General features: G+C 41.6%; 26 protein-coding genes. 9 read left to right on the forward strand and 17 right to left on the reverse strand.

Translation table 11 applies throughout. The features are described 5' to 3' along the window. Nucleotides 1-36 precede the first annotated feature (36 nt). The 6 genes from ACOFKR_RS05115 to ACOFKR_RS05140 all read right to left on the reverse strand — a co-directional run bounded on the left by ACOFKR_RS05115 (nucleotide 37) and on the right by ACOFKR_RS05140 (nucleotide 5,511). Nucleotides 37-618 (reverse strand): hypothetical protein, encoded by a 582-nt coding sequence (locus ACOFKR_RS05115; protein ID WP_419802944.1) that lies wholly within the window; start codon nucleotides 616-618, stop codon nucleotides 37-39. Between the two features lie 197 nt (nucleotides 619-815). Next, nucleotides 816-1,589 (reverse strand): SDR family NAD(P)-dependent oxidoreductase, encoded by a 774-nt coding sequence (locus tag ACOFKR_RS05120; protein WP_419802945.1) that lies wholly within the window; start codon nucleotides 1,587-1,589, stop codon nucleotides 816-818. A 43-nt stretch (nucleotides 1,590-1,632) separates the two neighbouring features. Beyond that, nucleotides 1,633-2,448 carry a phytanoyl-CoA dioxygenase family protein gene (locus tag ACOFKR_RS05125; protein WP_419802946.1) on the reverse strand — a complete coding sequence of 272 codons (816 nt, stop codon included), beginning with the start codon at nucleotides 2,446-2,448 and terminating at the stop codon, nucleotides 1,633-1,635. A gap of 186 nt (nucleotides 2,449-2,634) precedes the next feature. Continuing rightward, nucleotides 2,635-3,282, reverse strand: coding sequence for a phosphatase PAP2-related protein (locus tag ACOFKR_RS05130; protein WP_419802947.1), 648 nt, complete (start codon nucleotides 3,280-3,282; stop codon nucleotides 2,635-2,637). A 239-nt stretch (nucleotides 3,283-3,521) separates the two neighbouring features. Then, nucleotides 3,522-4,325 carry an amidohydrolase gene (locus ACOFKR_RS05135; protein WP_419802948.1) on the reverse strand — a complete coding sequence of 268 codons (804 nt, stop codon included), beginning with the start codon at nucleotides 4,323-4,325 and terminating at the stop codon, nucleotides 3,522-3,524. A 40-nt stretch (nucleotides 4,326-4,365) separates the two neighbouring features. After that, a complete protein-coding gene (locus ACOFKR_RS05140) occupies nucleotides 4,366-5,511 on the reverse strand; it encodes a methionine aminotransferase (RefSeq protein ID WP_419802949.1) in 1,146 nt (381 codons plus the stop codon). 255 nt (nucleotides 5,512-5,766) lie between these two features. Here ACOFKR_RS05140 and ACOFKR_RS05145 point away from each other — a divergent pair, with 255 nt between their 5' ends. The 3 genes from ACOFKR_RS05145 to ACOFKR_RS05155 all read left to right on the forward strand — a co-directional run bounded on the left by ACOFKR_RS05145 (nucleotide 5,767) and on the right by ACOFKR_RS05155 (nucleotide 7,116). Next, complete coding sequence (locus ACOFKR_RS05145) at nucleotides 5,767-5,964, forward strand: DUF2683 family protein (RefSeq protein ID WP_419802950.1); 198 nt, start codon at nucleotides 5,767-5,769, stop codon at nucleotides 5,962-5,964. A gap of 145 nt (nucleotides 5,965-6,109) precedes the next feature. Further along, entirely contained in the window at nucleotides 6,110-6,223 is a 114-nt protein-coding gene (locus ACOFKR_RS05150) for a type II toxin-antitoxin system YoeB family toxin (protein WP_419802951.1), read from the forward strand. 83 nt (nucleotides 6,224-6,306) lie between these two features. After that, nucleotides 6,307-7,116 (forward strand): SDR family oxidoreductase, encoded by an 810-nt coding sequence (locus ACOFKR_RS05155; protein WP_419802952.1) that lies wholly within the window; start codon nucleotides 6,307-6,309, stop codon nucleotides 7,114-7,116. A 214-nt stretch (nucleotides 7,117-7,330) separates the two neighbouring features. Here the strand turns inward: ACOFKR_RS05155 and ACOFKR_RS05160 are convergent, their stop codons facing one another. Together ACOFKR_RS05160 and ACOFKR_RS05165 are read right to left on the reverse strand one after the other, a co-directional pair. Continuing rightward, nucleotides 7,331-7,831 carry a shikimate kinase gene (locus tag ACOFKR_RS05160; protein ID WP_419802953.1) on the reverse strand — a complete coding sequence of 167 codons (501 nt, stop codon included), beginning with the start codon at nucleotides 7,829-7,831 and terminating at the stop codon, nucleotides 7,331-7,333. Then, complete coding sequence (locus tag ACOFKR_RS05165; RefSeq protein WP_419802954.1) at nucleotides 7,828-8,136, reverse strand: hypothetical protein; 309 nt, start codon at nucleotides 8,134-8,136, stop codon at nucleotides 7,828-7,830. Before ACOFKR_RS05165 ends, ACOFKR_RS05160 begins: the two co-directional genes overlap by 4 nt. Before the next feature lie 301 nt (nucleotides 8,137-8,437). Between ACOFKR_RS05165 and ACOFKR_RS05170 the strand changes: the two genes are divergently transcribed. Genes ACOFKR_RS05170 through ACOFKR_RS05180 form a run of 3 tightly spaced genes read left to right on the forward strand, consistent with a single transcriptional unit; the run spans nucleotide 8,438 to nucleotide 11,617 of the window. Continuing rightward, a complete protein-coding gene (locus ACOFKR_RS05170) occupies nucleotides 8,438-9,136 on the forward strand; it encodes a 3-keto-disaccharide hydrolase (protein WP_419802955.1) in 699 nt (232 codons plus the stop codon). 33 nt (nucleotides 9,137-9,169) lie between these two features. After that, nucleotides 9,170-10,954, forward strand: coding sequence for a GMC family oxidoreductase (locus ACOFKR_RS05175; RefSeq protein ID WP_419802956.1), 1,785 nt, complete (start codon nucleotides 9,170-9,172; stop codon nucleotides 10,952-10,954). A 24-nt stretch (nucleotides 10,955-10,978) separates the two neighbouring features. Further along, a complete protein-coding gene (locus ACOFKR_RS05180) occupies nucleotides 10,979-11,617 on the forward strand; it encodes a gluconate 2-dehydrogenase subunit 3 family protein (RefSeq protein ID WP_419802957.1) in 639 nt (212 codons plus the stop codon). Between the two features lie 94 nt (nucleotides 11,618-11,711). Here ACOFKR_RS05180 and ACOFKR_RS05185 read toward each other — a convergent pair whose 3' ends face one another. Genes ACOFKR_RS05185 through ACOFKR_RS05195 form a run of 3 tightly spaced genes read right to left on the reverse strand, consistent with a single transcriptional unit; the run spans nucleotide 11,712 to nucleotide 14,470 of the window. Continuing rightward, nucleotides 11,712-12,770: an ABC transporter permease gene (locus ACOFKR_RS05185; protein WP_419802958.1), complete on the reverse strand. Its 1,059-nt coding sequence runs from the start codon at nucleotides 12,768-12,770 to the stop codon at nucleotides 11,712-11,714. Then, nucleotides 12,771-13,919: a BT_3928 family protein gene (locus ACOFKR_RS05190; protein ID WP_419802959.1), complete on the reverse strand. Its 1,149-nt coding sequence runs from the start codon at nucleotides 13,917-13,919 to the stop codon at nucleotides 12,771-12,773. It lies immediately after the preceding gene. Next, nucleotides 13,916-14,470, reverse strand: a complete 555-nt coding sequence (locus tag ACOFKR_RS05195) for a DUF1599 domain-containing protein (RefSeq protein ID WP_419802960.1) — start codon at nucleotides 14,468-14,470, stop codon at nucleotides 13,916-13,918. The genes ACOFKR_RS05190 and ACOFKR_RS05195 overlap by 4 nt, the downstream gene beginning before the upstream one ends. Nucleotides 14,471-14,521: 51 nt before the next feature. On the opposite strand from ACOFKR_RS05195, the gene folP reads away from it, so the two are divergent. The 3 genes from folP (at nucleotide 14,522) to ACOFKR_RS05210 (ending at nucleotide 16,567) form a co-directional block, all read left to right on the forward strand. Then, nucleotides 14,522-15,379 carry a dihydropteroate synthase gene (gene folP, locus ACOFKR_RS05200; RefSeq protein WP_419802961.1) on the forward strand — a complete coding sequence of 286 codons (858 nt, stop codon included), beginning with the start codon at nucleotides 14,522-14,524 and terminating at the stop codon, nucleotides 15,377-15,379. A gap of 60 nt (nucleotides 15,380-15,439) precedes the next feature. Then, complete coding sequence (locus ACOFKR_RS05205; RefSeq protein ID WP_419803618.1) at nucleotides 15,440-15,814, forward strand: TlpA disulfide reductase family protein; 375 nt, start codon at nucleotides 15,440-15,442, stop codon at nucleotides 15,812-15,814. 93 nt (nucleotides 15,815-15,907) lie between these two features. Then, nucleotides 15,908-16,567: a DUF2927 domain-containing protein gene (locus ACOFKR_RS05210; RefSeq protein ID WP_419802962.1), complete on the forward strand. Its 660-nt coding sequence runs from the start codon at nucleotides 15,908-15,910 to the stop codon at nucleotides 16,565-16,567. Between the two features lie 29 nt (nucleotides 16,568-16,596). Here ACOFKR_RS05210 and ACOFKR_RS05215 read toward each other — a convergent pair whose 3' ends face one another. Genes ACOFKR_RS05215 through ACOFKR_RS05240 form a run of 6 tightly spaced genes read right to left on the reverse strand, consistent with a single transcriptional unit; the run spans nucleotide 16,597 to nucleotide 23,488 of the window. Continuing rightward, entirely contained in the window at nucleotides 16,597-17,154 is a 558-nt protein-coding gene (locus ACOFKR_RS05215) for a WcaF family extracellular polysaccharide biosynthesis acetyltransferase (RefSeq protein WP_419802963.1), read from the reverse strand. Then, on the reverse strand, nucleotides 17,151-18,566 hold the full coding sequence (gene xrtY, locus ACOFKR_RS05220; protein ID WP_419802964.1) for an exosortase Y: 1,416 nt from the start codon (nucleotides 18,564-18,566) through the stop codon (nucleotides 17,151-17,153). Before xrtY ends, ACOFKR_RS05215 begins: the two co-directional genes overlap by 4 nt. Continuing rightward, nucleotides 18,567-19,712 carry an XrtY-associated glycosyltransferase XYAG1 gene (locus tag ACOFKR_RS05225; RefSeq protein ID WP_419802965.1) on the reverse strand — a complete coding sequence of 382 codons (1,146 nt, stop codon included), beginning with the start codon at nucleotides 19,710-19,712 and terminating at the stop codon, nucleotides 18,567-18,569. Beyond that, nucleotides 19,709-21,118: an exosortase Y-associated Wzy-like protein gene (locus tag ACOFKR_RS05230; protein ID WP_419802966.1), complete on the reverse strand. Its 1,410-nt coding sequence runs from the start codon at nucleotides 21,116-21,118 to the stop codon at nucleotides 19,709-19,711. Before ACOFKR_RS05230 ends, ACOFKR_RS05225 begins: the two co-directional genes overlap by 4 nt. Continuing rightward, nucleotides 21,111-22,268 carry a glycosyltransferase family 4 protein gene (locus tag ACOFKR_RS05235; RefSeq protein ID WP_419802967.1) on the reverse strand — a complete coding sequence of 386 codons (1,158 nt, stop codon included), beginning with the start codon at nucleotides 22,266-22,268 and terminating at the stop codon, nucleotides 21,111-21,113. The genes ACOFKR_RS05230 and ACOFKR_RS05235 overlap by 8 nt, the downstream gene beginning before the upstream one ends. Next, nucleotides 22,265-23,488, reverse strand: a complete 1,224-nt coding sequence (locus ACOFKR_RS05240; protein WP_419802968.1) for a glycosyltransferase — start codon at nucleotides 23,486-23,488, stop codon at nucleotides 22,265-22,267. Before ACOFKR_RS05240 ends, ACOFKR_RS05235 begins: the two co-directional genes overlap by 4 nt. Nucleotides 23,489-23,511: the final 23 nt, after the last annotated feature.

Raw genomic sequence — 23,511 nt, forward strand, 5'->3', positions numbered from 1 at the left:
GCACTGCTTTTTTGGTGGATATGTACAAAGACAAATCTAATCGTAGGTTTTTTTACGGTCCGGATGTTCGCCGCCTTGTTCTATTTCCGGCGGGTTAGAAATTTCTTCGCTTGGCTGGTTCAAAGCCGAACTTCCTAAACCTAAACTATGATGCTCATGACTGCTGGCGTCGCGATTGTTTTTTTGCTCCAGTTCTGAAGTGCCGAAATTCTGGCCGCCCATCGGTTCGCCTTCCAAACTTTTTGCTTCTACATCATGTACCGATTTTTCGTTGCCCATCCAGGTTTTGGTCAGTTCACGTTCGGTTGGGTCATCACTGTTAGCATTAAAACCATCTTCATTGTTTAAGTTGTCTTCGCCAACGGTATCATCAAAATCCTCATCGTCATCACGATCAAAACTGCTGTTTTCACCCGAACTGTTTTCAGGGTTTTTAGTTGGTGTCATTGATCGGTTGCCGGCACTGGCATTGGCCGAATTATCGTTATGCGCTACGTCGCGCTCCGTGGTTTGCTCATTGCTATAGGTTCCGCCTTCCCAAACTACTTTATTTTGATCTGGTGTTTTATTTAAACCGTCCGTTTGATGATTTAAAGTATCGTTTTCGTGCTGATTCATAAAATTACGTTTTTAAATTATGTTTCAGAAGGAACGCATCAACCCAAAACTTGTTTCCCGAAAAAAGTATGATAAAAGAAGCATGGCGAATATCAGGAAGTAGTAAAAGTCTGGAAGTCCGAAAAATATTATCAATCAAATGGAAATTGAAAAAGGAGTTGATAATCGAAAATCCACAACCGAAAAGCTAAACCTGATTACTGATAAATTTTCATGGCCGTACGTTCTATAAAACCCTTTGGCAGCAGCCAGGCCGCAAAAACACTAAGTTTGTTAACGGCACCGGCAATCACTTCTGCTTTGCCCCGGAACATGGCTTTTACGGCAATCTTGGCAACGGCTTCCGGCGTCATGTTTACCTGACTGGCGGCTTTTAAGCCTTTCGGGCCAAGTTGCGCCCGCACTACAAAATCAGTATCAGTTGCACCGGGCGAAAGGCAGGTAACAGAAACGTTTGTTTTTTTTAACTCCTGATGCAAACCGCGGCTAAAGCTCAACAAAAACGATTTGGATGCCGCATACAAAGCCAAACCCGGAACCGATTGGTAGGCTGCGGAACTTGCCGTGTTTAAAATATAAGCCTTAGGCTGGGTTTTTAATTGCGCTAAAAACAGCTGTGTCAACGCCACCGGAACCAGCATGTTCAACTGCAGCATGTTTAGGTTTTCTTCCAGCTTATACTTGTCAAAATTTCCGCTTAAACCATAACCGGCATTGTTTACCAAAATATTTATGCTGAAGTTTTCCTTCAAACACCAGTCAAAAACCTGTTGTGCGGCGTTTTCTGCGGATAAATCAATCGGCAGAAATGCTGTTTTTATGCCATGTTTTTTGCCCAGTTCATCTGCCAAAACCTTTAAATCTTCGGCAGATCGCGCCACCAGCAACAAATCAATTTTGCGCAAAGCCAGTTCTGTTGCAATTGCTTTGCCTATGCCTTTGCTGGCACCGGTGATTAATGCGTAAGCCATTTCTGAGGATTAAATGGCCGGTTTTAAGCCAGCCATCAGTAGGTTAAAACTTTACCCTGGAGATAAAATGATGATAAAAAGGTGTTTTGCTGTTTTCGTTTTTTAGGATAGATTTTCCGGTGATGATCGGGATATACATTACGCGCCGCCTGCTTTTTAAACCAGTATAAGGGGATTGCTGTACGCGGTGCCAAAGCCGCCCGTCGTGGATGGTTAAATCCCCGGCCTGAATATCCAGTCCGGTTTCCTGCGGGTCAGGATTATTGTCCACAAAATATTTTTTGGCAAAAAGCAATTTTAAAATCCCCTGTTTGTGCGTGCCGGTCAGGAAACGCAGACCGCCGTTTTCGGCCGGGCAATCATCCAAATGGATACCTACGTTCAGCATCGGCATGATTTTCTGACCTAAAAAAATATCCCGTGGCGCATCTGTATGCCAGCCCATTTGCGAAAAACTGCTGTCGGGCGTTTTGATGTATTGATTGATCACCAGGCCGTCTTTTTCATTTTCGCCGATCCGGCCTTCGTAGGGTACAACCAGTTCCGGCAATGCTTGAAAACGCGGGTCTTGCAAAAACTCATGCAAAACCTGGTTATACATAGATGAAAAACAAAACCGCTGGATAATTTTATTGCCGTTTTCATCTTTGCCAAACTTTAACGGCGTACCGTTCACTTTCTCGCGGCCTTCTGCAATCCAGGTTTTTTGTAAATAATTAATCTCTTTTAAAAGATCTTCAACTGTATTTTTGGTGATGAAATTTCGGAAAACGATAACACCATTCTTGTCAAAAAAACTCAATTGCTCCGGTGTTAGTTTTTCTCCGAGCCTGAAATCCGGACATTCAAGTTTAACCATTTTGTTTGTGTTAGAAATAAGCTGAAAAAAGCAGGAGCAGTTTAGACGAAAATTATGACAACCGTTTAAATCAATCTGCTTAATTAAGGGTTCAAATCTAATCAAAATTGATATATTGTATCAACTCTGTGTTTCTATCGTGTTATTTTTACATTCATCTTTGAAAAGATACCGGTAAAAACAGCATCAATAGGCCGTGATTTTTTTAGAAAGCACGTACAGCAGATAGGTAAAAAACGGGGCCGCAACCACATCTATTGTATAGTGCGCGTGTTGTACCAGCAGTAAAATGGCAATGGCTACGGTGGCAAATAGCGCAAAGGCTTTATCGTATTTGTTTTTAAGGCATAAAAATACCAGAAACATGGTTGCCGTATGGCCGGAATAAAACAAATCTTTAGTAATCAGATGGTTGCCATAAAAAATATTAATGATGGGATCGTGCAGATTGATCAATCCTTTTGGCAAATTTAACGGTACCAGGCTAATGCTGATGATGCGTGAAACGGCCAGCAGCAGATAAGTCCAGCCGAAAATAATCAGAAACCGCGGCTCCTGCACAGCCCGCCACAAAGCCAGGATTACCACACTCCATAAAATGCAGAAAACCGGCACAGAAACATCATACTCCGGGATAAAATTGAGCAGCCAGTCGTTTAATTCAATCCCATTTCTTTGCTGGATATGGGCGAAAAAAAACGGATTGATCAACACCACCAAAAGCAGTGTAAAAAGCGCGGTAAACAGGCGTTTCCTAAAAGCCGAGAGCTTTAGTTCTTCCGTCCACTTTTGTTTGTATGAGTTTGTTGATAAATTGTAATGCTCAATTTCCATTCAGGCTGTAAACTTACCTAGTTTTTCTTTAGCGTTGCAAGTTTTATGTTGATAAACGTTTACGGCGATCATCTGAAACAAGTTATATAAAGAGAAACAGGAAGGATTGATACTGTTTTTATCGGGTAAAATTTGGCTTTCAAACGCCTCACCCCAACCCTCTCCAAAGGAGAGGGAGTTTAGCTGCACTGTGTTTCAAGTCCCTCTCTTTTGGAGAGGGATTTAGGGTGAGGCCTTTATTATCGCTCCGAAGAAACATTTGGCATATTTGTCAGTTCAAACCGGTCCGCATCCTGCAAAAACGGAAAATACCTTCTGTTTTTAACTAATTCATCCGCAGAAACCGAAAACGTGTAAACATCTTCCTCATCTCGTTTATAATAAATCACTTTGCCGTTTGGGTCGATGCAGGAAGAATCACCGGAATGATAAACCTCGTTCCCGTCATAACCCACGCGGTTTACGGCAATTACATACGCCTGGTTTTCTACCGCCCGCGCCGGGATAAGCGTACGCCAGTGCAAAGCGCGTTTTTCGGGCCAGTTGGCCACTACAATCAGCAGATCGTAAGCCGCGTCCAGGTTGCGCATCCATACCGGGAAACGCAGGTCATAACAAATCATCGGACAAATTTTCCAGCCTTTCAACTCTACAATCAGCTTTTCGGTTCCGGCTGTAAATGTTTCATGCTCATTGCCCATCGCAAATAAATGGCGCTTATCGTACTGCGAAAAATTACCGTCGGGCAGCATCCAGATCAGTCGGTTATAAAAGTTGCCCTGTTCTTTTATCATCAAACTGCCCGTAACCGCACATTTATATTTTTGGGCAATTTCCTTCATCCAAACCATCGTTTTGCCCTGCATTTCTTCGGCCAGCAACGTGTTCATGGTAAACCCTGTGTTGAACATTTCCGGCAAAATAATCAGTTCCGTGCTTTCCCGGATGCCTGATGTCAAGCGCAACGCAATGTTTTTGAGGTTCTGGTTAATGTTCTCCCAAAATAAATAACCCTGGAAGGTGGTTACTTTTAGATTTTCCATAACGTTTCATAACTTTAGATGGGCTGATAAATCACAAGGATCAAACTTTTAACAATTGTTCAACGGCTTTTTCCAGCGTTTCTTGCTTTTTGGCAAAACAGAAACGCAGGATGCCAAAATCGGTTTTTTTAGAATAGAAGGCAGAATTAGGCACGGCCGCCACGCCAACTTCGGTAATCAGGCGTTTGGCAAAAAACAAGTCATTATCTTCCGAAAGATGGCTGTAATTTACGGATTGGAAATAAGAACCCGCACATGGCAGCATTTTAAAACGGGAATTTGCTAATCCGTCACGAAAAAAATCCCTTTTCTGCTGATAAAAACCGGCCAGGCCGAGGTATGCTTCTTTTACCTGCATAAATTGGGCAAGTGCCACCTGCACCGGCGTGTTTACCGAAAAAACATTAAACTGATGGACTTTCCTGAACTCCGTCATCAGCCACGAAGGTGCCATGCAATAGCCTATCTTCCAGCCGGTTACATGAAAAAGCTTGCCAAAAGAAGCACAAATCAAACTGCGTTCGGCCAGCTCCGGGTAGCGCGCCATGCTGCGGTGCTGCTGCCCGTCAAAAATAATATGTTCGTACACTTCATCGCTCAAGATCAAAATATCGGTGTTACGGGTCAGCGTGATCAGTTCTTTGATATCTTCCTCCTGCAAAACCGTGCCCGTTGGGTTGTGGGGCGAATTGAGGATGATCATTTTAGTGCGCGACGAGATCAGCCGGCGCACCATATTCCAGTTGATGCGGTAATCCGGCGGCTCCAGTTCCATGCGTTTTACCACACCGCCCATCAGCTGTATGGCCGGGGCATAGCAATCGTAGGCCGGTTCAAAAATAATCACTTCATCATTTGGGTTGATGGTGGCGCAAATTGAGGTAAAAATCGCCTGTGTGCCGCCAGCCGTAACCGTGATTTCGTTTTCAGGATGATAAATCTGTCCGTGTAAAGATTCTGTTTTGGCGCAAATCGCTTCCCGTAAAGCCAAAACACCCGGCATGGGCGCGTACTGGTTTTGGCCGCTTTGCATGGCCTGGTCAACTAATTTTACCAGTTCGGGCGGGCAGTCAAAATCCGGGAAACCTTGGGATAAATTGATGGCACCGGCTTGCTGTGCCAGTGAAGACATTACAGAGAAAATAGTTGTTCCGGTTTGCGGAAGTTTAGATTGAAAAGAAATCATCGATGCTAAAATAATTATTATTTCAAATTAAGGACAAGGTTTTTTAAGCTGAGGTTTAGTATCAATAAGTTTTAAGCTGAAGGATTTTGTGCAAAAAATTGGTAATCAGCGATTAAACATTTTCATCGTTATAAAGCGAAAAAATGATAAATCTCTTTAAATATCGGGATGCTTCTTTTACCAGGTAAAATTTGGCGGGTATTGTTTCCTTCAACCCAAACTCTCCGCAGAAATAAAAAATTGTAAATTCGAGACATGGAAACACTGATTTTACGCCCGAAAACCAAAGAGCAGGCTAAAGCCATTAAAGCTGTAGCCAAAGTTTTAAAAGTTGAGGTTAAAACCGAAGAAAGCCCGTATGACCCGGCATTTGTGAAAAAGATTTTACAAGGCCGGGAAGAACATAAAAACGGAAAAACTATAAAAATTGAGCTTGAAGATCTATGGAAGTAAGATTTTCTTCTAAAGCTTTAATCCATTTAAGTTACTGGAAGAAAACCGGCAGCACGGCTATTCAAAAAAAGATTTCTCAGCTTATTTAAGCTATTAAAAATATCCGCATGAAGGAATCGGAAAACCGGAACCTTTAAAATATGAATTGTCCGGTTCCTGGTCGCTCAGGATCAACAGCGAACATCGTTTGGTTTATCAGATTTTTGAGGATAATATAATTGTAATCCTCGAAATCCAATCTTTGAAAGGCCATTATTAACCTGATAAAAACAGTATCCGGAATTTCATCTAAAAACTTATTCAGCTGATTGCAGTTATCCTCCAAATTAAAAATACAATCAGATGAACCCCAACCCGAAATTAACAGGACAAACTGCTTTGGTAACCGGTGCCAACAGCGGAATAGGCAAAGCCGTAGCCATAGCACTGGGCAATGAAGGCGCAAATGTTGCCGTAAACTACGTGACACACCCCGAAACGGCCAATGAAGTAGTTGATATAATCAAAAACAATGGCGGAAACGCTATTGCGCTGCAAGCCGATGTGAGCAACGAAGCTCAGGTTTTAACCATGTATCAGGATTTGTACAAAGCTTTTGGTACGATTGATATTTTGGTGAACAATGCCGGTTTGCAAAAAGATTCCCCATTAACAGAAATGAGTTTGGCCGATTGGCAACTGGTGATCAGCGTAAACCTTACCGGCCAGTTTTTGTGTGCCCGTGAGGCTGCAAAAGAGTTTATTAAACGTGGCGTTGTGGCCGAAAGGAGCAAGGCTGCCGGAAAAATTATTTGTATGAGCAGTGTGCACCAGGTAATCCCGTGGGCAGGCCATGTAAATTATGCCAGCAGTAAGGGCGGCATTAATATGCTGATGCAAAGTATGGCGCAGGAACTTGCCCCGCACAAAATCCGGGTGAACAGCATCGGGCCGGGAGCTATCCAAACGCCAATCAACAAACAAGCTTGGGAAACGCCGCAAGCTTTGGAAAGTTTATTAACATTGATTCCGTACGGCAGGATCGGGCAACCGGAAGATATCGGTTTGCTGGCCGCCTGGTTGGCCTGCGATGAATCTGACTATATCACCGGTACAACTATTTTTATGGATGGCGGCATGACGCTTTATCCGGGATTCTCTACCAACGGATAACTGATTTTTGTTTTACACAACTTGTTTCGGCACCCAAAAAGCAGATTCATAACTCGTTGAGAGGGTTATCGAAACAAGTTTAAATGTTGCATGTATAAAATCTAATTTTCTGATTTTGACCTTTTTAATCAGGCAAAAAATGATCTGATAAAAAAAATTTTTTATGGTATGGCCAGGAAAAGCTATACTGTTTTTACTGCCTAAAATTCCGGCATTATAGCTTTAACAAACCGGCCATTTTTTTTGCCGTTAAATCCACTCCATCAATAATTAAAGTGGCCTGCCGGTAAAAAGGTTCCCGTTCATCCAGTTTCTGGGTGATGAACTGCAGCAGTTCTTCGCCGGTTTTATACTGAAGTAAAGGCCGTTTGGTTTTGGCAGTTTCCATCCTTGCGGCAATAACCTTTGGCGGAACTTCTAAATAAACAACCCTGCCGTGCTGCTTCATCCAATCCATGTTATCAAAAAAAACAGGCAAACCGCCACCGGTAGAAATGATGGCGTTTTCCGGATAAGCCGTTTGCTTTAATAATTCTGATTCTTTTTGCCGAAAATCAACTTCCCCAAAAGCGTTAAAATAAGCACTGATCGGGCCATTTTCCCGTTCAAAAACCTCATCCAAATCCACAAAACCTACCTTTAAATGTTTTGCCAGTTTGCGGCCATGCGTGGTTTTGCCACATCCCATAAAACCAATTAAAAAAACCAGGCTCATGTATTTTTTTGTTTTTTAAAGATGAAAATAGTAGCGGTCAGAATAAGGGTTTCTGCCACAACTGCCGGCAAGAAAAAAATGCCCCGCATCGGTTGTTTCAAATCAGGCCAGCAAAACCAGGCCAGCAAAGCAAGCAGGTAGGAAAGCCCTAAAGAAATGATCAGTACCTTCCACATTTTTTGTCGCGGTAGTTTCTTCCGAAGTAAAAACCATTGCAACATCCGGCCAAGCCAAACGGTACAAACTCCCATCAGCAGTAAAAGCAGCAGCATTTGGAAGTAATACATTTGGCCGGGTGCATCCATAAACTGACTGGGTTTTTGCAAAAGTGTTCAATTTTTACGGATAAACTGAACCGGTGTTTTTCAAATCAAAATAAAACCACCGTTTGTAATTGTAATTTCTTTAATAGGAAACGCAGTTTGTAAACTCAAGTTAAAATAGATTTAGTAATTTGTCCGCGTTTTAAAAATAAAAACAAAAGCTTAATGCTTCTTTTATAAGGTAAAATTTACATTTTATTTTTACATCATCAGAAAAAGTTGTTTTTTTATGACGTAAAAGAAGCATCGGTAACCACCGTTAAATCTTAAACAAACCAATTATATGAAACCGTTTTTTTTGAATCTATCTTTGCTGTTGGCTTTGACCAATTTAGCTTCGGCCCAAAACAAACTGACCAAAGCGGAGAAAAAACAAGGCTATACCTTGCTTTTTAACGGCAAAAACACCGATGGCTGGCACTCTTACCTCAAGCAAAAACCCGAGGCCGCCTGGACGGTAAAAGACGGCGCGTTAACGCTGGACCCGAAAGCGGAAGGCCAGGCCGATTTGTTGACCAATAATGAATATGAAAATTACGAGCTGGCTTTAGAGTGGAAAATTTCTGAGAAGGGAAACAGCGGTGTGATTTTTGGCGTGCACGAAGACCCGGCTTTCGGTGCAACGTATCTTACCGGTATCGAAATGCAGGTTTTGGACAATGTAGGCGCAGATGATAATAAAAAAGCCACGCATTTGGCAGGTTCTTTATATGATTTAAAAGCACCGTCTGAAGCTGTGGCCAAACCGGTCGGCGAGTGGAACATGGCCCGGATCCGTAAAGATAATGGCCACTTAACGTTTTGGCTGAACGGCACCAAAATTATAGAAACGCAAATAGGCAGCCCAGAGTGGGAAACGCTGCTGAGCAATAGCAAGTTTAGAAACTGGAAAAACTTTGCCAAATATCCGAAAGGTCATATTGCATTGCAGGATCATGGGCACGAGGTTGCTTATCGGGACATTATGATTAAGGAACTTTAACCCGATACTTCTTTTAACAGGTAAATTTTGTAGATGGTTAACGGCAGATGGCCGGAAGCCGATAGCTTAACAATTATGAGTGATTTTCAGATTAAAAAATCGGGTACTGTTTACGATGCCATTGTTGTGGGTTCCGGTGCAGGAGGCGGTATGGCAGGTTATGTTTTGGCCAACGCCGGTTTAAAAGTGCTGATGCTGGAAGCCGGTCCGTTTTTTGACCCGCAGAAAGATTCTCAGCAGCTTAAATTTCCATACGAATCACCCAGAAGAGGTGCCAGTACGGTAAGGCCTTTTGGTGATTTTGATGCGGCTTTTGGCGGCTGGGAAATAGAAGGAGAACCATATACCACGAAAGACAACACGGAATTTGCCTGGTTTCGTTCGCGGATGCTGGGCGGCCGCACCAACCACTGGGGCCGGATTTCGCTGCGCATGGGTCCGAATGATTTCAAGAGTCATCACCTGGATGGTTTAACCGATGACTGGCCGATTACTTATGATGATGTAAAACCTTTTTACGATAAAGTGGACCGCCTGATTGGTGTTTACGGCACTAAAGAAGGTTTGGAAAACGAGCCTGACGGGATTTTCCTGACTCCGCCAAAACCGCGCTTAAATGAACTTTTTATTAAAAAAGGGGCAGAAAAAGCGGGCGTAAAAGTAATTCCGGGACGTGGTTCGGTGCTGACGGAAGCTTTGCCGGGCAACACCAGCCGGGGTTCTTGTTTTTATTGCGGACAATGTGGCCGGAGTTGCAAAGTCTATGCGGATTTTTCGGCTTCTTCCTGCCTGGTAATCCCAGCCATCAAAACCGGAAATTTAAAAGTAATCTCTAACGCCATGGTGCGCGAAGTGCTGACGGGCAAAGATGGTTTGGCCACCGGCGTTTCTTATGTAGATAAAACTGATTTGCAGGAATATCAGGCTAATGCCAAAATTGTGATTGTTGGTGCAAGTGCCGGCGAATCTGCCCGTTTGCTGCTCAATTCCAAATCTGCTGCACATCCGAATGGTTTGGCAAACAATAGTGGTATTGTTGGTAAATATATTCACGATTCTACCGGTTCAAGCCTGGGCGGTTTTTTGCCGCAATTGATGGACCGAAAGCGATATAACGAAGACGGCGTAGGCAGTGTTCACATTTATACGCCTTGGTGGCTGGATAACAAAAAACTGGATTTTCCGCGCGGTTATCATATTGAATATGGAGGCGGATTGCACATGCCTTCTTATGGTTTTGCAAACGGCATTCAGGGTTTAAACGGTTTGGTGCCGGGGCGGGACGGGAAAATGAAAGAAGCAGGCGGTTTTGGTGCTTCCCTGAAAGATGATTACCGTCGTTTTTTTGGCACGCAGGTTGGCATGGCCGGTCGTGGAACAGCAATTGCCCGGGCCGATAATTACTGCGAAATTGACCCGAGTGTTGTGGACAAATACGGCATTCCGGTACTGCGTTTTCATTATAAATGGAGCGATGCAGAGATCAAACAAGCCAAACACATGCAGGAAACGTTTAAATCGATTATGCATGAAATGGGCGCAATTATAACTTCCAGAGAACAAGGGCCAGAAACCAATTACGGTTTGGAAACCCCCGGAAAAATCATCCATGAAGTTGGAACAGTGCGTATGGGCGATGATCCGCAGAAATCGGCCTTAAACAAATATTGCCAGGCACATGATTGCAAAAATTTATTTGTGGTTGATGCCGCACCGTTTGTGCAGCAAGGCGATAAAAACGCTACCTGGACGATCCTGGCGTTATCTATGCGCACCAGCGAGTACATTTTATCCCAAAGAAAAAAACTGAATGTTTAATGCTTCTTTTATCGACATAAAAATATGAACAGACGTGATTCGTTAAAAGCCATTGGTTTAACTGCCGTATCTACTGCTTTATTGGTTGATGCCTGCAAAACAACTCCGGAAAAAACTACGGAAACCAGCACAACAACTTTTACACCCGGCGATATTGCCGGCCGTGAGCCTTTTGAGATTGAGCGCGACAAAAAATTGCACGACGAAACTTTTTTTACCAAGCCCGAAATGGCTACAATAACGGCTTTGGCAGATATTATTATCCCAAAAGATGCGCATTCAGGTAGTGCTTCGGATGCTGGTGTGCCGGATTTTATTGAGTTTATTGTGAAAGATATCCCGGAACATAAAACCCCGATGCGCGGCGGTTTGCGCTGGCTGGATGTGCAATGTGCAAACCGGTATAATCATGCTTTTGTGGATTGCAGCCACGATCAGCAAACTGAAATGGTAACAGAAATAGCCTATCCTAAAAAAGCAAAACCCGAAATGGCACAAGGGGTTACCTTTTTTAACCGGATGCGCGATCTGACCGCCAGCGGATTTTTTACCAGCAAAATCGGTATCAAAGATATTGGTTATGTTGGCAATCAGCCCAACCAGTGGAAAGGTGTGCCGGAAGATGTTTTGAAGCAGTATGGAATGGAAAATGTGGTAGTGTAGCTTTCTCGGCTGTCAGCAATTAGCCTAATGCTTCTTTTATAGCTCAAATTTAAGTGTGTTTTAGCTGATTGCTGAAAGCCTATAGCTCTCAGTTTTATTCTAATTTCACCCTCGGATCAATCCAGACATAAAGGAAATCAACCAGCAGGTTTACCACTACAAAAATAAAGGCGATAAATAAAACAGCACCCATAATAACCGGAAAATCAGAGGTTTCCAGCGCATCAACCGTTGTTTTTCCAAGCCCGTTATAGCCAAAAATATATTCTACAAAAAACGAACCGGCCAGCAGCGAGGCAAACCACGTTGCAATGGCCGTAACCACCGGATTCAAAGCGTTTTTTAGTGCATGTTTATAAATGATGCTGTTTTTATCCAAGCCTTTTGCTTTAGCAGTGCGTATATAATCTTGACTCAAAACCTGCAGCATTTCGCTTCGCGTGAGTTGTACAATGATGGCCAGCGGACGCAACCCAAGTGTAACCATCGGCAAAATCAGGTTTTTCCATACCACAACTTTGCCCTTAAACGGATCAAAATCTGTTAAACTGCCCGACATGTTTAGGCCGGTGTACTTGCTCAGCACAAAACCAAAAAGCCAGGCAATGATAATCCCGGCAAAAAAAGAAGGTGCCGAAATGCCAATGATCGAAAAGCTGACCGCCAGTTTATCAATCCAGGTATTTTGATGAACGGCCGCTATCACGCCCAAAAAAATACCGATAAAAGAAGCAAAGAGCATGGAAGTTGCCGCCAGGATTAATGTGTTCGGGATGACTTCCAGCAAAGTTTTGCCTACATCTTTCCTGGTTTGGTACGAGCGGCGCAAATACGGCCATTTAAAAACAATCACTTGGGTTTTTCCAGCCGAAAACAGTTTGACGTAGCCATATTTCTGCTGCGCTTCAGCTGAATTTTGGTTGATGCTGACCGGCGATAAATCATTTAAATAATAAGCAAACTGAACCGAAATCGGCTTATCCAAACCAAATTCCTTGCGCACGGCCGCTAATGATTGTACATCGGCACGTTGTCCCTGCGTCATCCGTGCCGGATCTGCCGGTAAAATATTGAACAAAAAAAACACCACGCAAACTACGCCAAACATCACGGCAAAACTGTATAGTAATTTGCGGAGGAGGTAGGAAATCATTTACTGTTTCGCAATATATTTATCTACCAACTCTTCATAACCTGGCAAATTGTGGTAATGCCATTTGCCAATTACTGTTCCGTTTTTCATCAGCAAAACGCCGGGATTGGCGCGCACCATCGTTTTCAGCGGAACGCCATCGGCATAAAAAATTTCCATAAAAAGTTTGTGTGCTTTGCTGAAAGCTTCGGCATCCTGAGCCGAATTTGAGGTTAGCAAGACCGTTCGCACGTTAAAGTTTTGGGTGAGGTTGAGCGACAATGCATTGATTTTATTGATCGCATCGCTGTTGGTATTTTGCAGTTGATAGGCCACCACAATAAGGTTGTAAAACGGGTTTTCCAGTAGTTCTTTGGTGTAAGAATTGCCTTGTGCATCGTTGATGTTCAGATCGGCAATTTTTGCAGAAAAACCTTTTTTAATCAACACGCTGGTTGGTTCGCCCACAATTTCCCAGTCGTTATCTTTCCAGATTCCTGATTTCAAGTATTCTTTATTGGTGATGCTTCTTTTATCGCCTGTTTTTTTGTTATGCAGATTATAAGTGATTTCGTATTCGTCTGGTACGGCATTGGCCGGGATTTTCATTTCTTCGGGCAAGTTTGCACCGACTTTATAAGGCAAAAAATCAATCACCGGCAAATAATTATAAGTATAAATGCCAACGCCAAACGAAAAAATAGTGGCTAAAAGAAGCATCGCACTTTCGGTTTTTGGTTTGAACAAAGGCTGGATCAGGTTTCGGTTCAAAAAGATAAAAACGATCAGCAATAGCAAAACCAAATCTTTACTAAATGATTGCCAGGGTGTTAACGGGATTGCATCGCCAAAACAACCGCAGCTTTGCACTACTTTAAATGCTGCCGAATAAAAGGTAAGGAAGCTGAAAAAAACGATCAGCAGCAACAAACCCCAGGCTACTTGTTTGCCACGCGCACCGATCAGCAGGGCAAAACCGAAAAGCATTTCCAGCGCACATAAAAAAATGGCCAGTGAAAGTGCCAGCCCGTTTAAAAAAGTGGTGTGGAAAACCTCAAAATATTCTTCCAGTTTATAGGAAAAACCAAGCGGGTCATTAGCTTTGATCAGCCCAGAAAAGATGAACAACAAGCCGACGGCAATTCGGCAAAACCACAAAAGTTTTTTCATTTTACGTCCTGTTTTATCAGGGCAAAAACAGCATAATTCAGCATATCCTGATAGTTGGCTTCCACGCCTTCGGATGCTAAAGTTTTTCCCGAATTATCTTCAATTTGTCTTACGCGCAACAATTTCATCAAAATTAAATCCGTGAGCGAACTGATACGCATATTGCGCCAGGCTTCGCCGTAATCGTGGTTTTTGGCCAGCATCAGGTCAAAAGTTTGTTTAATTTTTTGGTCGTAAACAGCACTTACTTCCCGGGTATCCAGTTCCAGCGGCATTTCCGGTTTACTATCCAGCTGCATCATCGCAATCACACAATAATTGATGATGCCAATGTATTCGCCCACAATCCCGTCGCCCACTTTATTTACGCCGGTTTCTTCCAACGTCCTGATCCTTTGTGCTTTAATAAAAATCTGATCGGTGATAGACGAAAGGCGGAGGATGCGCCAGGCTGTGCCGTAATCGCTTGTTTTTTTAATAAAAAGCGTACGGCAAACACGGATAACGGCCTGATATTCGGCTTCGGTGCGGTTCAAAATAATAGAATCCAATTTTTAATGATATTTGTTTTGCAGGATTGATGCTGATAAACCCAAATTTACATGGCTAAAGATACGTTTTTTAAGAAAAAGGTTACGCTGAACATAGGCGGAAAACTCCTGGATTTGAGCCGGCCAAAAGTGATGGGCATCATCAACGTTACGCCGGATTCTTTTTTTGCCGGAAGCCGGAAACCGGAAATGGCCGATGCTGTTTTTATGGCAGAAAAAATGCTGAACGAAGGCGCAGCTTTCCTGGATTTGGGCGCCTATTCATCGCGGCCCGGCGCAGCAAATATTTCCCCGAAGGAAGAATCAGATCGCTTATTACCTGTGATTGAGGCGATTGCAAAACAATTTCCGGAAGCGGTTTTGTCTGTTGATACATTTCGGGCTTCAGTTGCCGAGGCAGGGATAAAATCGGGTGCGCAAATGATCAATGATATTTCGGGCGGTGATTTGGACGTGGAAATGTTTGCCACCATTGCCCGTTTGCAGGTGCCTTATATTTTGATGCACACCAAAGGCACGCCGCAAAACATGGCTGCAAAAGCACAATACAACGATGTTTTTACAGAAGTTTTTGATGATTTGTCGGCCAAAGTTTATCGCTTAAAACAACTAAATCTACACGATGTGATTTTGGATCCGGGCTTCGGTTTTGCCAAAACCAAAGAACAAAGTTTTGAACTGTTGCGGAAAATGCAAGGTTTTGAACGGTTAAATCTTCCTGTTCTTGCCGGCATTTCCCGCAAAGGTATAATTTATAAAACTTTAAATGCTACTGCTGAAAAGGCATTAAACGGCACTACAGTTTTAAACACGATGGCATTATTAAACGGTGCAAATATTTTGCGGGTGCATGATGTAAAGGAAGCGGTGGAAGCGTTGAGGTTGGTTGAGGCTTATCAAGCTAAATAATGTCGGAGGATGTATTGCTGAATTCTCGTTAAAAACCTACAATGGCAGTTCTGAAAAAACCTGGCTGATTATCGAGGTAAAGTAGTTTTGTTAACTTATTGTTTTCCAGGCTGCGGCTCTTGCCGAAGAGAATTTCCACATTTTGAATCTGTACTAAAGAAGTTTAATGGAAATGACGTTGCTTATTTGGGCTTGAATGTTGAACCTTCGCAAGATGCAGCAGTGTTGCCAATCATAAAAGAGAACGGCTATACTTTTACACCTTTGCACGATAGTGAGGAAAGGATAAAAGGAAACTTGGGTACGATCGGCCAGCCAACCAATTATTTGATCGACCAAAAAGGACGAATTGTTTTTGCTAATTTCAGGATCAATCAAGAAAATGAAAAAACATTGGAACTGATGATTAAAGAAATATTGGCTGCAAAAGATTAATCTTTCGATTGTAAACTTTGTTTTATGCCGCTAATTAATTTGATTCGTGCTGTTTTTACGGCACAAATTTACTGATTAAACATAAATACAAACATGAAAGTACATTTTATCTTTTTATTGTCTTTTCTGATTTCATTGTCAACTTTCGCCCAAAAAACAATGAACCAGGCTGATAAAGATAATTTCAAAACCGTTGTGCTTTCCAAAGATCAAACCGGTTTGCCGGTAATTAAAAAGTGGGTGGTGCCGGTGCGGTATAAAGTTTACCAGGGAAAAGAAGCCTATCATTCAACAGAAATTGATTCGATTTTCTCAAAAATCAAAGTGTTGACAGGCTTGGATATTGCAGCAACAACAAATGAAGATGAAGTGAATATTTCCATTTTTCTGGGGGACCGCAACGAATTTACTACTCAAATATCCAATGTTGCAGCGCAATATTTTAACCAATATGGTGGAAATTATTACAAGTTCAATAATAAAGGGGAAATTTTTCAGGGACTGACTTTAATTTCAGTTTTAAAATACAATGATCAGCGGGACGTGCGCAATGCCATCCGCAGAAACATCATCCGGTTATTTGGATTTACAAACCCGTTAGAAACAAAACCTGCGAGTATTTTTTATTCGCAAAGCAACGGCGTTGTTAAGTTTGATAACTATGATTCTGCGCTGATCCGTTTATTATACAGCCCGCAGTTTGTGCCCGGTATGAACCAGGTTCAGGTAGATGAAGTTTTGAGTAAAATGTAATTTTGGGTGATAAAAACAGCATTCAATTTTCAACCCTTAATTCCTCTTTTACGAACTTTTACAGCCGGGTTTCCCTGGTAAACAAAATAAGCTTCCATATTTTTTGTGGCGATACTTCCGGCAGTTAAAACTGCATGTTCCCCGGCCACAACATTTGGGCACACAATAGCTTTTGCACCAATCCAAACGCCGTTTTGCAATACAATTTTGCCGGTAAGTAAATCAAAAGTTGATCTGGAATAATCATGGTTTCCGGTGAGCAGCATTGCACCTTGTGATAAGCAAACATTGGAACCAATTGTAACCGGCACTAAATTATCAACCCAAACCTGTTCGCCAATCCAAGTATCATTTCCAATTGTTAAAAACCAGGGATATTTAATATTGACCTGATGCCGGATGATTACATTTTTTCCAATTTTAGTCCCGAAAATTTTCAATAAAAATACTTTAAAAGCTGATGACGGAAAGAGGGAAGTTTTAAATACAATCGCAGCAACATAAAACCACAAAACCCTTTTTGACCAACCTGCACCGGGATGATATTGCCGATTGCTGTATAATTGCAAGTTGGTTTTTCCCATCATAAAATAGATGCTTCTTTTACCGTACTTTTTTCAATCCAGAAGTAAAGTACAACAGCCAACAGCAGATAAATAATGCCATTAAAAACAGTATGATGGTTAATTTGGCCAATGCCTGCACCTTTCCAATACAAAGACAAAAACATAAAACGGCATACATTAAGTAACTGAAAACCAATGATAAATGCAAAAAAGACAGTTAGTTTTGCTTTTCTTTTACCCGGATAAGTAACAAGGAAAGCAGTCAAAAAACTCATCACGCCAAAACCCAGACAATCATAAGCTAAATTAATTTTATTGTGCCCGATGGCAAGTAAAGAATAATGATTGCTGATGGTTGAATAGCCCAACAGTTGTAATCCGGCAGCACTCAATTTTAATAAAAGCTGACGCAAACCTTGTATATAATTAAAATGATTTGCTAAAAAAGAATTATAATTTCCGCCCGGCAACATCAAGCCATTATAATACAAGTTGAACAAATACAAACCCGTAAACAAAAGTGAAAATTGGAATGCGAACCTGACTTCGGGTTTTAACCTGGTAGTTTTGTGGTTTGGAATTTGGATTGAACTTTGCATCAGTTCATCTATTTTAATATCAACAATCAATCTGAACCAAAAGCCTTGTAAAAAATGAAAAATAATACCTTTTTTACCATCTAAAAACCCAAGCTGAAAAGTCATCCGGTACAAAAAATAAATAGTCGGCCGCCAGTAACGCGGCAGTTTCCACCATAAATTTTTCAGCCAGGCGGTACGTTCGTCTGGTGTGCCAAAAAGCTTCGGTTTTAGGGTTTGCTGTCGGGTTTTTTGCAAACGTTCTATTTCTTCCTGTGCCAGTAAGTTGCTGTAAATGTTATGTTTATCAATCCAAAAACTGATTTTGTTTTCTTTCAGGTTTTCTTCGCGGAGATATGCATCTTTCCAGATCAGCGTTTTTCCGGGAACGATGAAACGGTGGTCCATGTTCTCGTTTAGGTCAGAAAAGCCAACATTTGTACGGAACATTTTCAGCAAATAAAATGGAAAATAACCGCCATGTTTGATCCATTGTCCTTTAAAATAATTTTTCCGGTTAAAATAGATGCCATTTACATCTGCATAATTTTCTTCTTTAAAATTTTTGAGGTATAAAAGAAGCTCCGGAGAAACCTGCTGATCGGCATCCAAACAAATGATCCAATTGGTTTGGATATTGAAATTTTTCAACGCAAAATCCCATTGTTTCGGGTGGTTTTCAAAAGGATGGAATGCTGTTTTTACAGCATATTTTTTGCAGATTTCTGAAGTTGTGTCTGTGCTGCCGGAATCCAATACAAAAACCGGTGCATCCAAACTTGTAATAGAATTTAACAATCTTGGAAGATGTATCTCTTCATTAAAAGTAAGAATGATGAAGGAAAAAGGTTTCATCTAATTCGTTGTAATTATCTGCTGATAAAAATCAACATACTTTTTCACCAAGCTTGTTTCTGCAAAATCTTCACGGATTTTCTGCGGTGCTTTACTGCGGATCTCATCTAAGCAAATACTGTTTTTATAGAGGTTTTTTAGTTGCTTTTGAAGTTCTTTCGGATAATTATCAAACGTAAAACCTAAATTATTTTTGATAACATAATCAGCCAAGCCCACATTTTTACTGATTAAAACCGGCGTTCCCACGGCTAAAGATTCGATTACAACATTGCCGAAGTTTTCGTTGTGGGAAGGTAAAACCAGCAAATCATGCTGCTGTAAAATTTTAAACTTGGATTGCTGATTTTGAAACCCAACCCAACTGACAAAAGGTTGCATACTGTTTTTAGCCACTATTTTTTGAAGCGCAATTATATAATCCTGTTCTCCGGTTCCGGCAATGGTTAAATGATAGGGAAAATCAATCCCGGCCAAAGCTTCCAGCAAAATCTCCAAACCTTTTTTTGGATCGATCCTCGACATAAAAAGTAGTTTTAAAATCAGGGTTTTTTTATCGGATTTGATTTCCAAGTTAGTTGGAAACGAAATAAAATTAGCGATAACCTGTATCTTTTTAGGTTGAAATAATTTCAGGATTTCTGTTTTTTCTGCTTCGGAAGTAACATGTAAATAACAATTGGAAAGTAATTTTTTACCTGCTAAAAAATGTATCCAACGTTTAATTAAATTGTGTTTTTTGTTGAAAGAATAATAGCTTAACGTTCCGCGCGGCGACAACACAACCGGAATGTTTTTTAGTTGTGCAATTAAACAAGTAAATATCGAAACCAAATTCCACCAGGCATGAATGTGTATAATTGTTGTTTCCGTTTTTTTTATTTTTAAAAGATGTTTGATCAAGCCCGGCGAGAAATGCGTATGATCTTTGGTGATGCGTTTGAAAAACCGAACGGGCACATTTTCTATATAAATGATTTTTTTGACAGGAAAATTCAATTCATTTTTTCCGTTGGCCAGCGTGGTAATTACTTCTGTATTGATGCCGTTTTTGCAAAGTTCTTCGCTAAGTTTGGAAACCGACATTGTAGGACCTCCATAAATTACGGCAGGTTTGTAGGAAGCATTTACTTGTAAAACTTTCATCCGGCAATTTTTAATATCCGAAAACCATACAGCAAACGCGCCATAATCAACATGCTGACGTAACTCCAAACAACAGAATTCAGTAAAAATTCAAAACTTAAACCCCGCCAAAACATCTGAAACAAACCTGAAAAAACCAAAGCCGAACCAAGCAAATAGCCGCCAAACAAGCTTTCTGCTTTTTGTGAAATCAGTTGCGCCGAGATTCCATACAAAAGCAACGTAAAAAAAATGCCGCCGCCGCCGCCAAACAAATAGGCATCTGCAATTAAAGCCGGTTTTGCGGAAACGTCCATATCTTTTGAGGCAATCCCGGCGTTAACCACACGTTCCATCACCAAGTCTTCTGTGTTTGGTTTGCCCGGCCATAAAGCACGAGGAACTAAAGATGCAAAGGATTGGCCGAGCATTTTCGGGCCATAAAACCCAACATATTTTGGCGTAGAATTGATGTATTTAATGAACATATCGATTTCACTCAGCCTGAAAACCAGAAAAGTCCAGTTGCTGCTTTCCAGTTCTGTAGAATTGTTAAGTGCCGCATCCAAAGCAACTTTTGAAGCATCGTCCGCAGAAAGGTTTCCGGACCAGGCATTTTCCCTGAAAACCTGATTATACGTAGGCAAAAGCAGGAAAAGCACAAGTACAACAGGCGCAAAAACCAATGTGATCGTGCGTTTATAAAATGGGTATAAAAAAATGCCCAGCACCAGCATACTCACAATAATCGGCTCTTTGTAGCCTGATAAAAAAGATTTGTAAAAGTTGAACATAAACAAACTGCCCGCGATGAGGATATTATCGGTTTTGCGCAATGGTACGGCAAAGGCCAAAGCAAGTGTGGCCGCTATAAAACTCAAGGCAGAAAACTGAACGGCAAACTGGTTTAAACCCGGAACGAACAAGAAAAACAAAGAAACCGGAACCAGCACCAATGCCATTTTCAGCAGTAAATTGGCTATATCAACTGTTTGTAACTCATATTTTTTTTTAACCGGATATTGCATAAACAACAAAATTCCGGTTGTAAAAGAAGCATGACCCAGACAGTAAAAACGCTGACATACCGCAATAGCTTCCAGCGTGTGCAGGTTTGGTTTGAAAAGGTGGTTGGTTAAATGAAAGTTTTCGTAACCCAGTTGATTTAAAAAGTAAAATATGGTGGAGCAGCTCATGTAGCCAGTAAAAATTAGCTGTGTCAAAAAAAGCGGCCGCATCAATTGTTCGCTCAAGTTGCGGTCGGTAGGGATTGGTTTTACCCAGCCGGAAATCGAAATCTGCAAAATAAAAAAGGAGCCCAGCCAGGCAGTTAAGTATGAAAGTTGCGGCCACGAACTTAAAAGCCACGACAATAATAAAGGTAGATAAAGCACCAAAAAACGTTCCGGCCGGATTTGGTTAAGCATGGCTGAGGATTTTTTGCTGCATGGCTTTTACCGAATTTTCAAAATTCCAGGGTTGGATAATTTTGGCCGATGAGGTACCAAATTGTGTCAGCAATGTTTTGTCCGCACATAATTGTTGTAGTTTTTGTACAAGATCACTTAGGTTTTCGGATTGAAAAATTAAACCGTTTTCACCATTTGAAACTAAATCTGCCGCACAGCCAACCTGATCAGAAACCAAAACTGCTTTGCCGCAAACCATGGCTTCGTTCAGGGCCAATCCCCAGGTTTCACTTCGGGACGGCAAACAAAATAAATCGCAAGCCTGGTAAAGTGCAGGCATGGAGGTTTGGTTCTGGAAATCTAAAAAATGAACCCGCGATGCTGTTTTTATCAACTCTTTTTTGACTTTTAATGCCGTTTCTAAAGGCCCGTTCCCGGCAAAAAGTAAATGGGCATTGGGTTGGTTTAATTTCCCGAAAGCATCCAATAACAAATCCGGATTTTTGACCGGTTCTAATTTTCCGGCAAAAAGAATCAGGATTTCTTCCGTAGCGAGGCCTAATTTTTTTCGTAAAGCAGATGCTTCGTTTGTATGATCTTTTACAAAACGTTCATTATCAATGGCGTGGGGTGCAAAGCTGAGCTGCTTATTTTTCAGCCCAAATTTTTTAAAATAGGTTTTGTTGTTTTTTCCTACATAAAAAGCGTGGTCGATATTGGTGTAAACCCAGGTTAAAAACAGGCTTTTGATGCTGTTTTTAAGCGTCTTTTTTTTGTTGAGCAGGGTAGAATCACCCCGAAAAAAAACAGGGATTTTGTTTTTGAAGTGCCTGATTGCTTTTAAATGCGCCTGATAAGCCCAGCCGTAAACCAGAACGGCATCTGCGCCCCAGGCTTCAATTTCCATGGTCAGGTTTGGGTTGATGATCCCCCAAAAGCCATCAGAACCGGGCTTTCGAGCTGTATTTTGTTGAAACTGAAACTCATATCCTTCCAGCAACGGAATATCCCAACTGATTTTTTGATTGAAACCCGGGTCGTACTGGTTCTTTCCGATTTCGCCTAAAGTATAAAAAACTTTAATTTTCAAAGTTTTATGCTGCGCCATCAGCTTAAAAACCGGTGCATAATATTGGATGGGATGCGTGCTGATGATGGCCAGTTTCATCTTTTCGTGATCATTTCAAAAATTTTTACCTGTTTAGCAGTCCTTTGCTTTGCGGTAAATTCCTGGAAGTTTTTACGATCGACCGGGTTTTTAGTTGTAGAAAAATTTGCCCAGGAGTTTAAAGCTTGTCTGATTTTTTGCTTTGAAGTTTCGTGCTGATCCGGAAAAGTAACCACCGTGCTTTGCGGAGAACATTGCTGGATCAGGTTAATGGCACTGCTTTTTTGATGAAAAACTGCCAGCAAAGGTTTTTCGGCCAGCAGGTAAGGATAAGTTTTGGATGCCGTATATGCCGGGTCATCAGAACCGGGAATCAGCAGCGCATCGGCAGCCAAAAGTGTGTTGATGGTGTTGTAAAACCCAATCCTGTCCGTAATTTCCGTTACCTGATTTTGAACGTTAAATTGCTGTGCAACAGGATAAATGGTTGCTTCGGCCAGTTTTTTTGGTGCATAACTGGTGCCGATAAAATAGAAATGCAGCCGACTAAAAGTTTCCTGATCTTGCTGCAATGCTTCTTTTAGCACCTCAAAAATAAGCCCGACAGCGGGTTGCATATCTTTGCCGCCGCGACCCACATAAACCACTTGTATTTTACCAGGTTTGGGTTGAAGGGCGGGCAAACAAGCCGCGTAATTATTTCGCGCAATCTCAAAATCCTTCTCAAAAGCACCAAATGGAACCACCGCGTTTGGTTTGGTTTTAAGTGCCGGATAACGCTGCTGTAAAGTATCAATATAAGCCTGCGAAACACTGATCAAACCATCACAATTTTGCATGGCCAAAGGCTCTAAAAACCGGTGCAAGCGGTACGAAAACCAGTGTTTTTTTGGTCTGTCTTTTTTAGGTTTATTTTGATAATAATCTGAATGCCAGGCATCCTGCATATCAATTAAGTAAGGAATGCCAAACCGTTTTTTCCAAAATTGACCTAAAACACAAACCGGAAACTCGGTAGTTGAAAAATAAATCAGATCGTAATTTTTTGCCTGTAAAAGAAGCATTACCTTCTTTCGGTAAAACCAAATCGAGCGCAAAGCCAAACTGCCCAAGCCAAATTTGGAGGTCCAATTTTTTGAAAAAGTCCCAACTTTATGTATAATACAGTCTGACGGCAAACTTTGCAGCAGCAGTTCATCTTTTTCCAAATCCGAACCATGTTCATCCGCACAAACCACTTCTGCTTCCCAGCCCAAATCTTTAAAAAAAGACAAACTCATTCTAACCCGCTGACTGTCAGCCG

Origin of the sequence: Mucilaginibacter sp. (assembly GCF_965201005.1) — a bacterium.
GTDB lineage: Bacteria > Bacteroidota > Bacteroidia > Sphingobacteriales > Sphingobacteriaceae > Mucilaginibacter_A.

Excerpts from the sequence above, each read along its gene's own strand:
- ACOFKR_RS05115 (WP_419802944.1), bottom strand. The coding sequence starts at position 618 with ATGAATCAGCACGAAAACGATACTTTAAATCATCAAACGGACGGTTTA.
- ACOFKR_RS05120 (WP_419802945.1), bottom strand. The coding sequence starts at position 1,589 with ATGGCTTACGCATTAATCACCGGTGCCAGCAAAGGCATAGGCAAAGCA.
- ACOFKR_RS05125 (WP_419802946.1), bottom strand. The coding sequence starts at position 2,448 with ATGGTTAAACTTGAATGTCCGGATTTCAGGCTCGGAGAAAAACTAACA.
- ACOFKR_RS05130 (WP_419802947.1), bottom strand. The coding sequence starts at position 3,282 with ATGGAAATTGAGCATTACAATTTATCAACAAACTCATACAAACAAAAG.
- ACOFKR_RS05135 (WP_419802948.1), bottom strand. The coding sequence starts at position 4,325 with ATGGAAAATCTAAAAGTAACCACCTTCCAGGGTTATTTATTTTGGGAG.
- ACOFKR_RS05140 (WP_419802949.1), bottom strand. The coding sequence starts at position 5,511 with ATGATTTCTTTTCAATCTAAACTTCCGCAAACCGGAACAACTATTTTC.
- ACOFKR_RS05145 (WP_419802950.1), top strand. The coding sequence starts at position 5,767 with ATGGAAACACTGATTTTACGCCCGAAAACCAAAGAGCAGGCTAAAGCC.
- ACOFKR_RS05155 (WP_419802952.1), top strand. The coding sequence starts at position 6,307 with ATGAACCCCAACCCGAAATTAACAGGACAAACTGCTTTGGTAACCGGT.
- ACOFKR_RS05160 (WP_419802953.1), bottom strand. The coding sequence starts at position 7,831 with ATGAGCCTGGTTTTTTTAATTGGTTTTATGGGATGTGGCAAAACCACG.
- ACOFKR_RS05165 (WP_419802954.1), bottom strand. The coding sequence starts at position 8,136 with ATGGATGCACCCGGCCAAATGTATTACTTCCAAATGCTGCTGCTTTTA.
- ACOFKR_RS05170 (WP_419802955.1), top strand. The coding sequence starts at position 8,438 with ATGAAACCGTTTTTTTTGAATCTATCTTTGCTGTTGGCTTTGACCAAT.
- ACOFKR_RS05175 (WP_419802956.1), top strand. The coding sequence starts at position 9,170 with ATGGTTAACGGCAGATGGCCGGAAGCCGATAGCTTAACAATTATGAGT.
- ACOFKR_RS05180 (WP_419802957.1), top strand. The coding sequence starts at position 10,979 with ATGAACAGACGTGATTCGTTAAAAGCCATTGGTTTAACTGCCGTATCT.
- ACOFKR_RS05185 (WP_419802958.1), bottom strand. The coding sequence starts at position 12,770 with ATGATTTCCTACCTCCTCCGCAAATTACTATACAGTTTTGCCGTGATG.
- ACOFKR_RS05190 (WP_419802959.1), bottom strand. The coding sequence starts at position 13,919 with ATGAAAAAACTTTTGTGGTTTTGCCGAATTGCCGTCGGCTTGTTGTTC.
- folP (WP_419802961.1), top strand. The coding sequence starts at position 14,522 with ATGGCTAAAGATACGTTTTTTAAGAAAAAGGTTACGCTGAACATAGGC.
- ACOFKR_RS05210 (WP_419802962.1), top strand. The coding sequence starts at position 15,908 with ATGAAAGTACATTTTATCTTTTTATTGTCTTTTCTGATTTCATTGTCA.
- ACOFKR_RS05215 (WP_419802963.1), bottom strand. The coding sequence starts at position 17,154 with ATGATGGGAAAAACCAACTTGCAATTATACAGCAATCGGCAATATCAT.
- xrtY (WP_419802964.1), bottom strand. The coding sequence starts at position 18,566 with ATGAAACCTTTTTCCTTCATCATTCTTACTTTTAATGAAGAGATACAT.
- ACOFKR_RS05225 (WP_419802965.1), bottom strand. The coding sequence starts at position 19,712 with ATGAAAGTTTTACAAGTAAATGCTTCCTACAAACCTGCCGTAATTTAT.
- ACOFKR_RS05230 (WP_419802966.1), bottom strand. The coding sequence starts at position 21,118 with ATGCTTAACCAAATCCGGCCGGAACGTTTTTTGGTGCTTTATCTACCT.
- ACOFKR_RS05235 (WP_419802967.1), bottom strand. The coding sequence starts at position 22,268 with ATGAAACTGGCCATCATCAGCACGCATCCCATCCAATATTATGCACCG.
- ACOFKR_RS05240 (WP_419802968.1), bottom strand. The coding sequence starts at position 23,488 with ATGAGTTTGTCTTTTTTTAAAGATTTGGGCTGGGAAGCAGAAGTGGTT.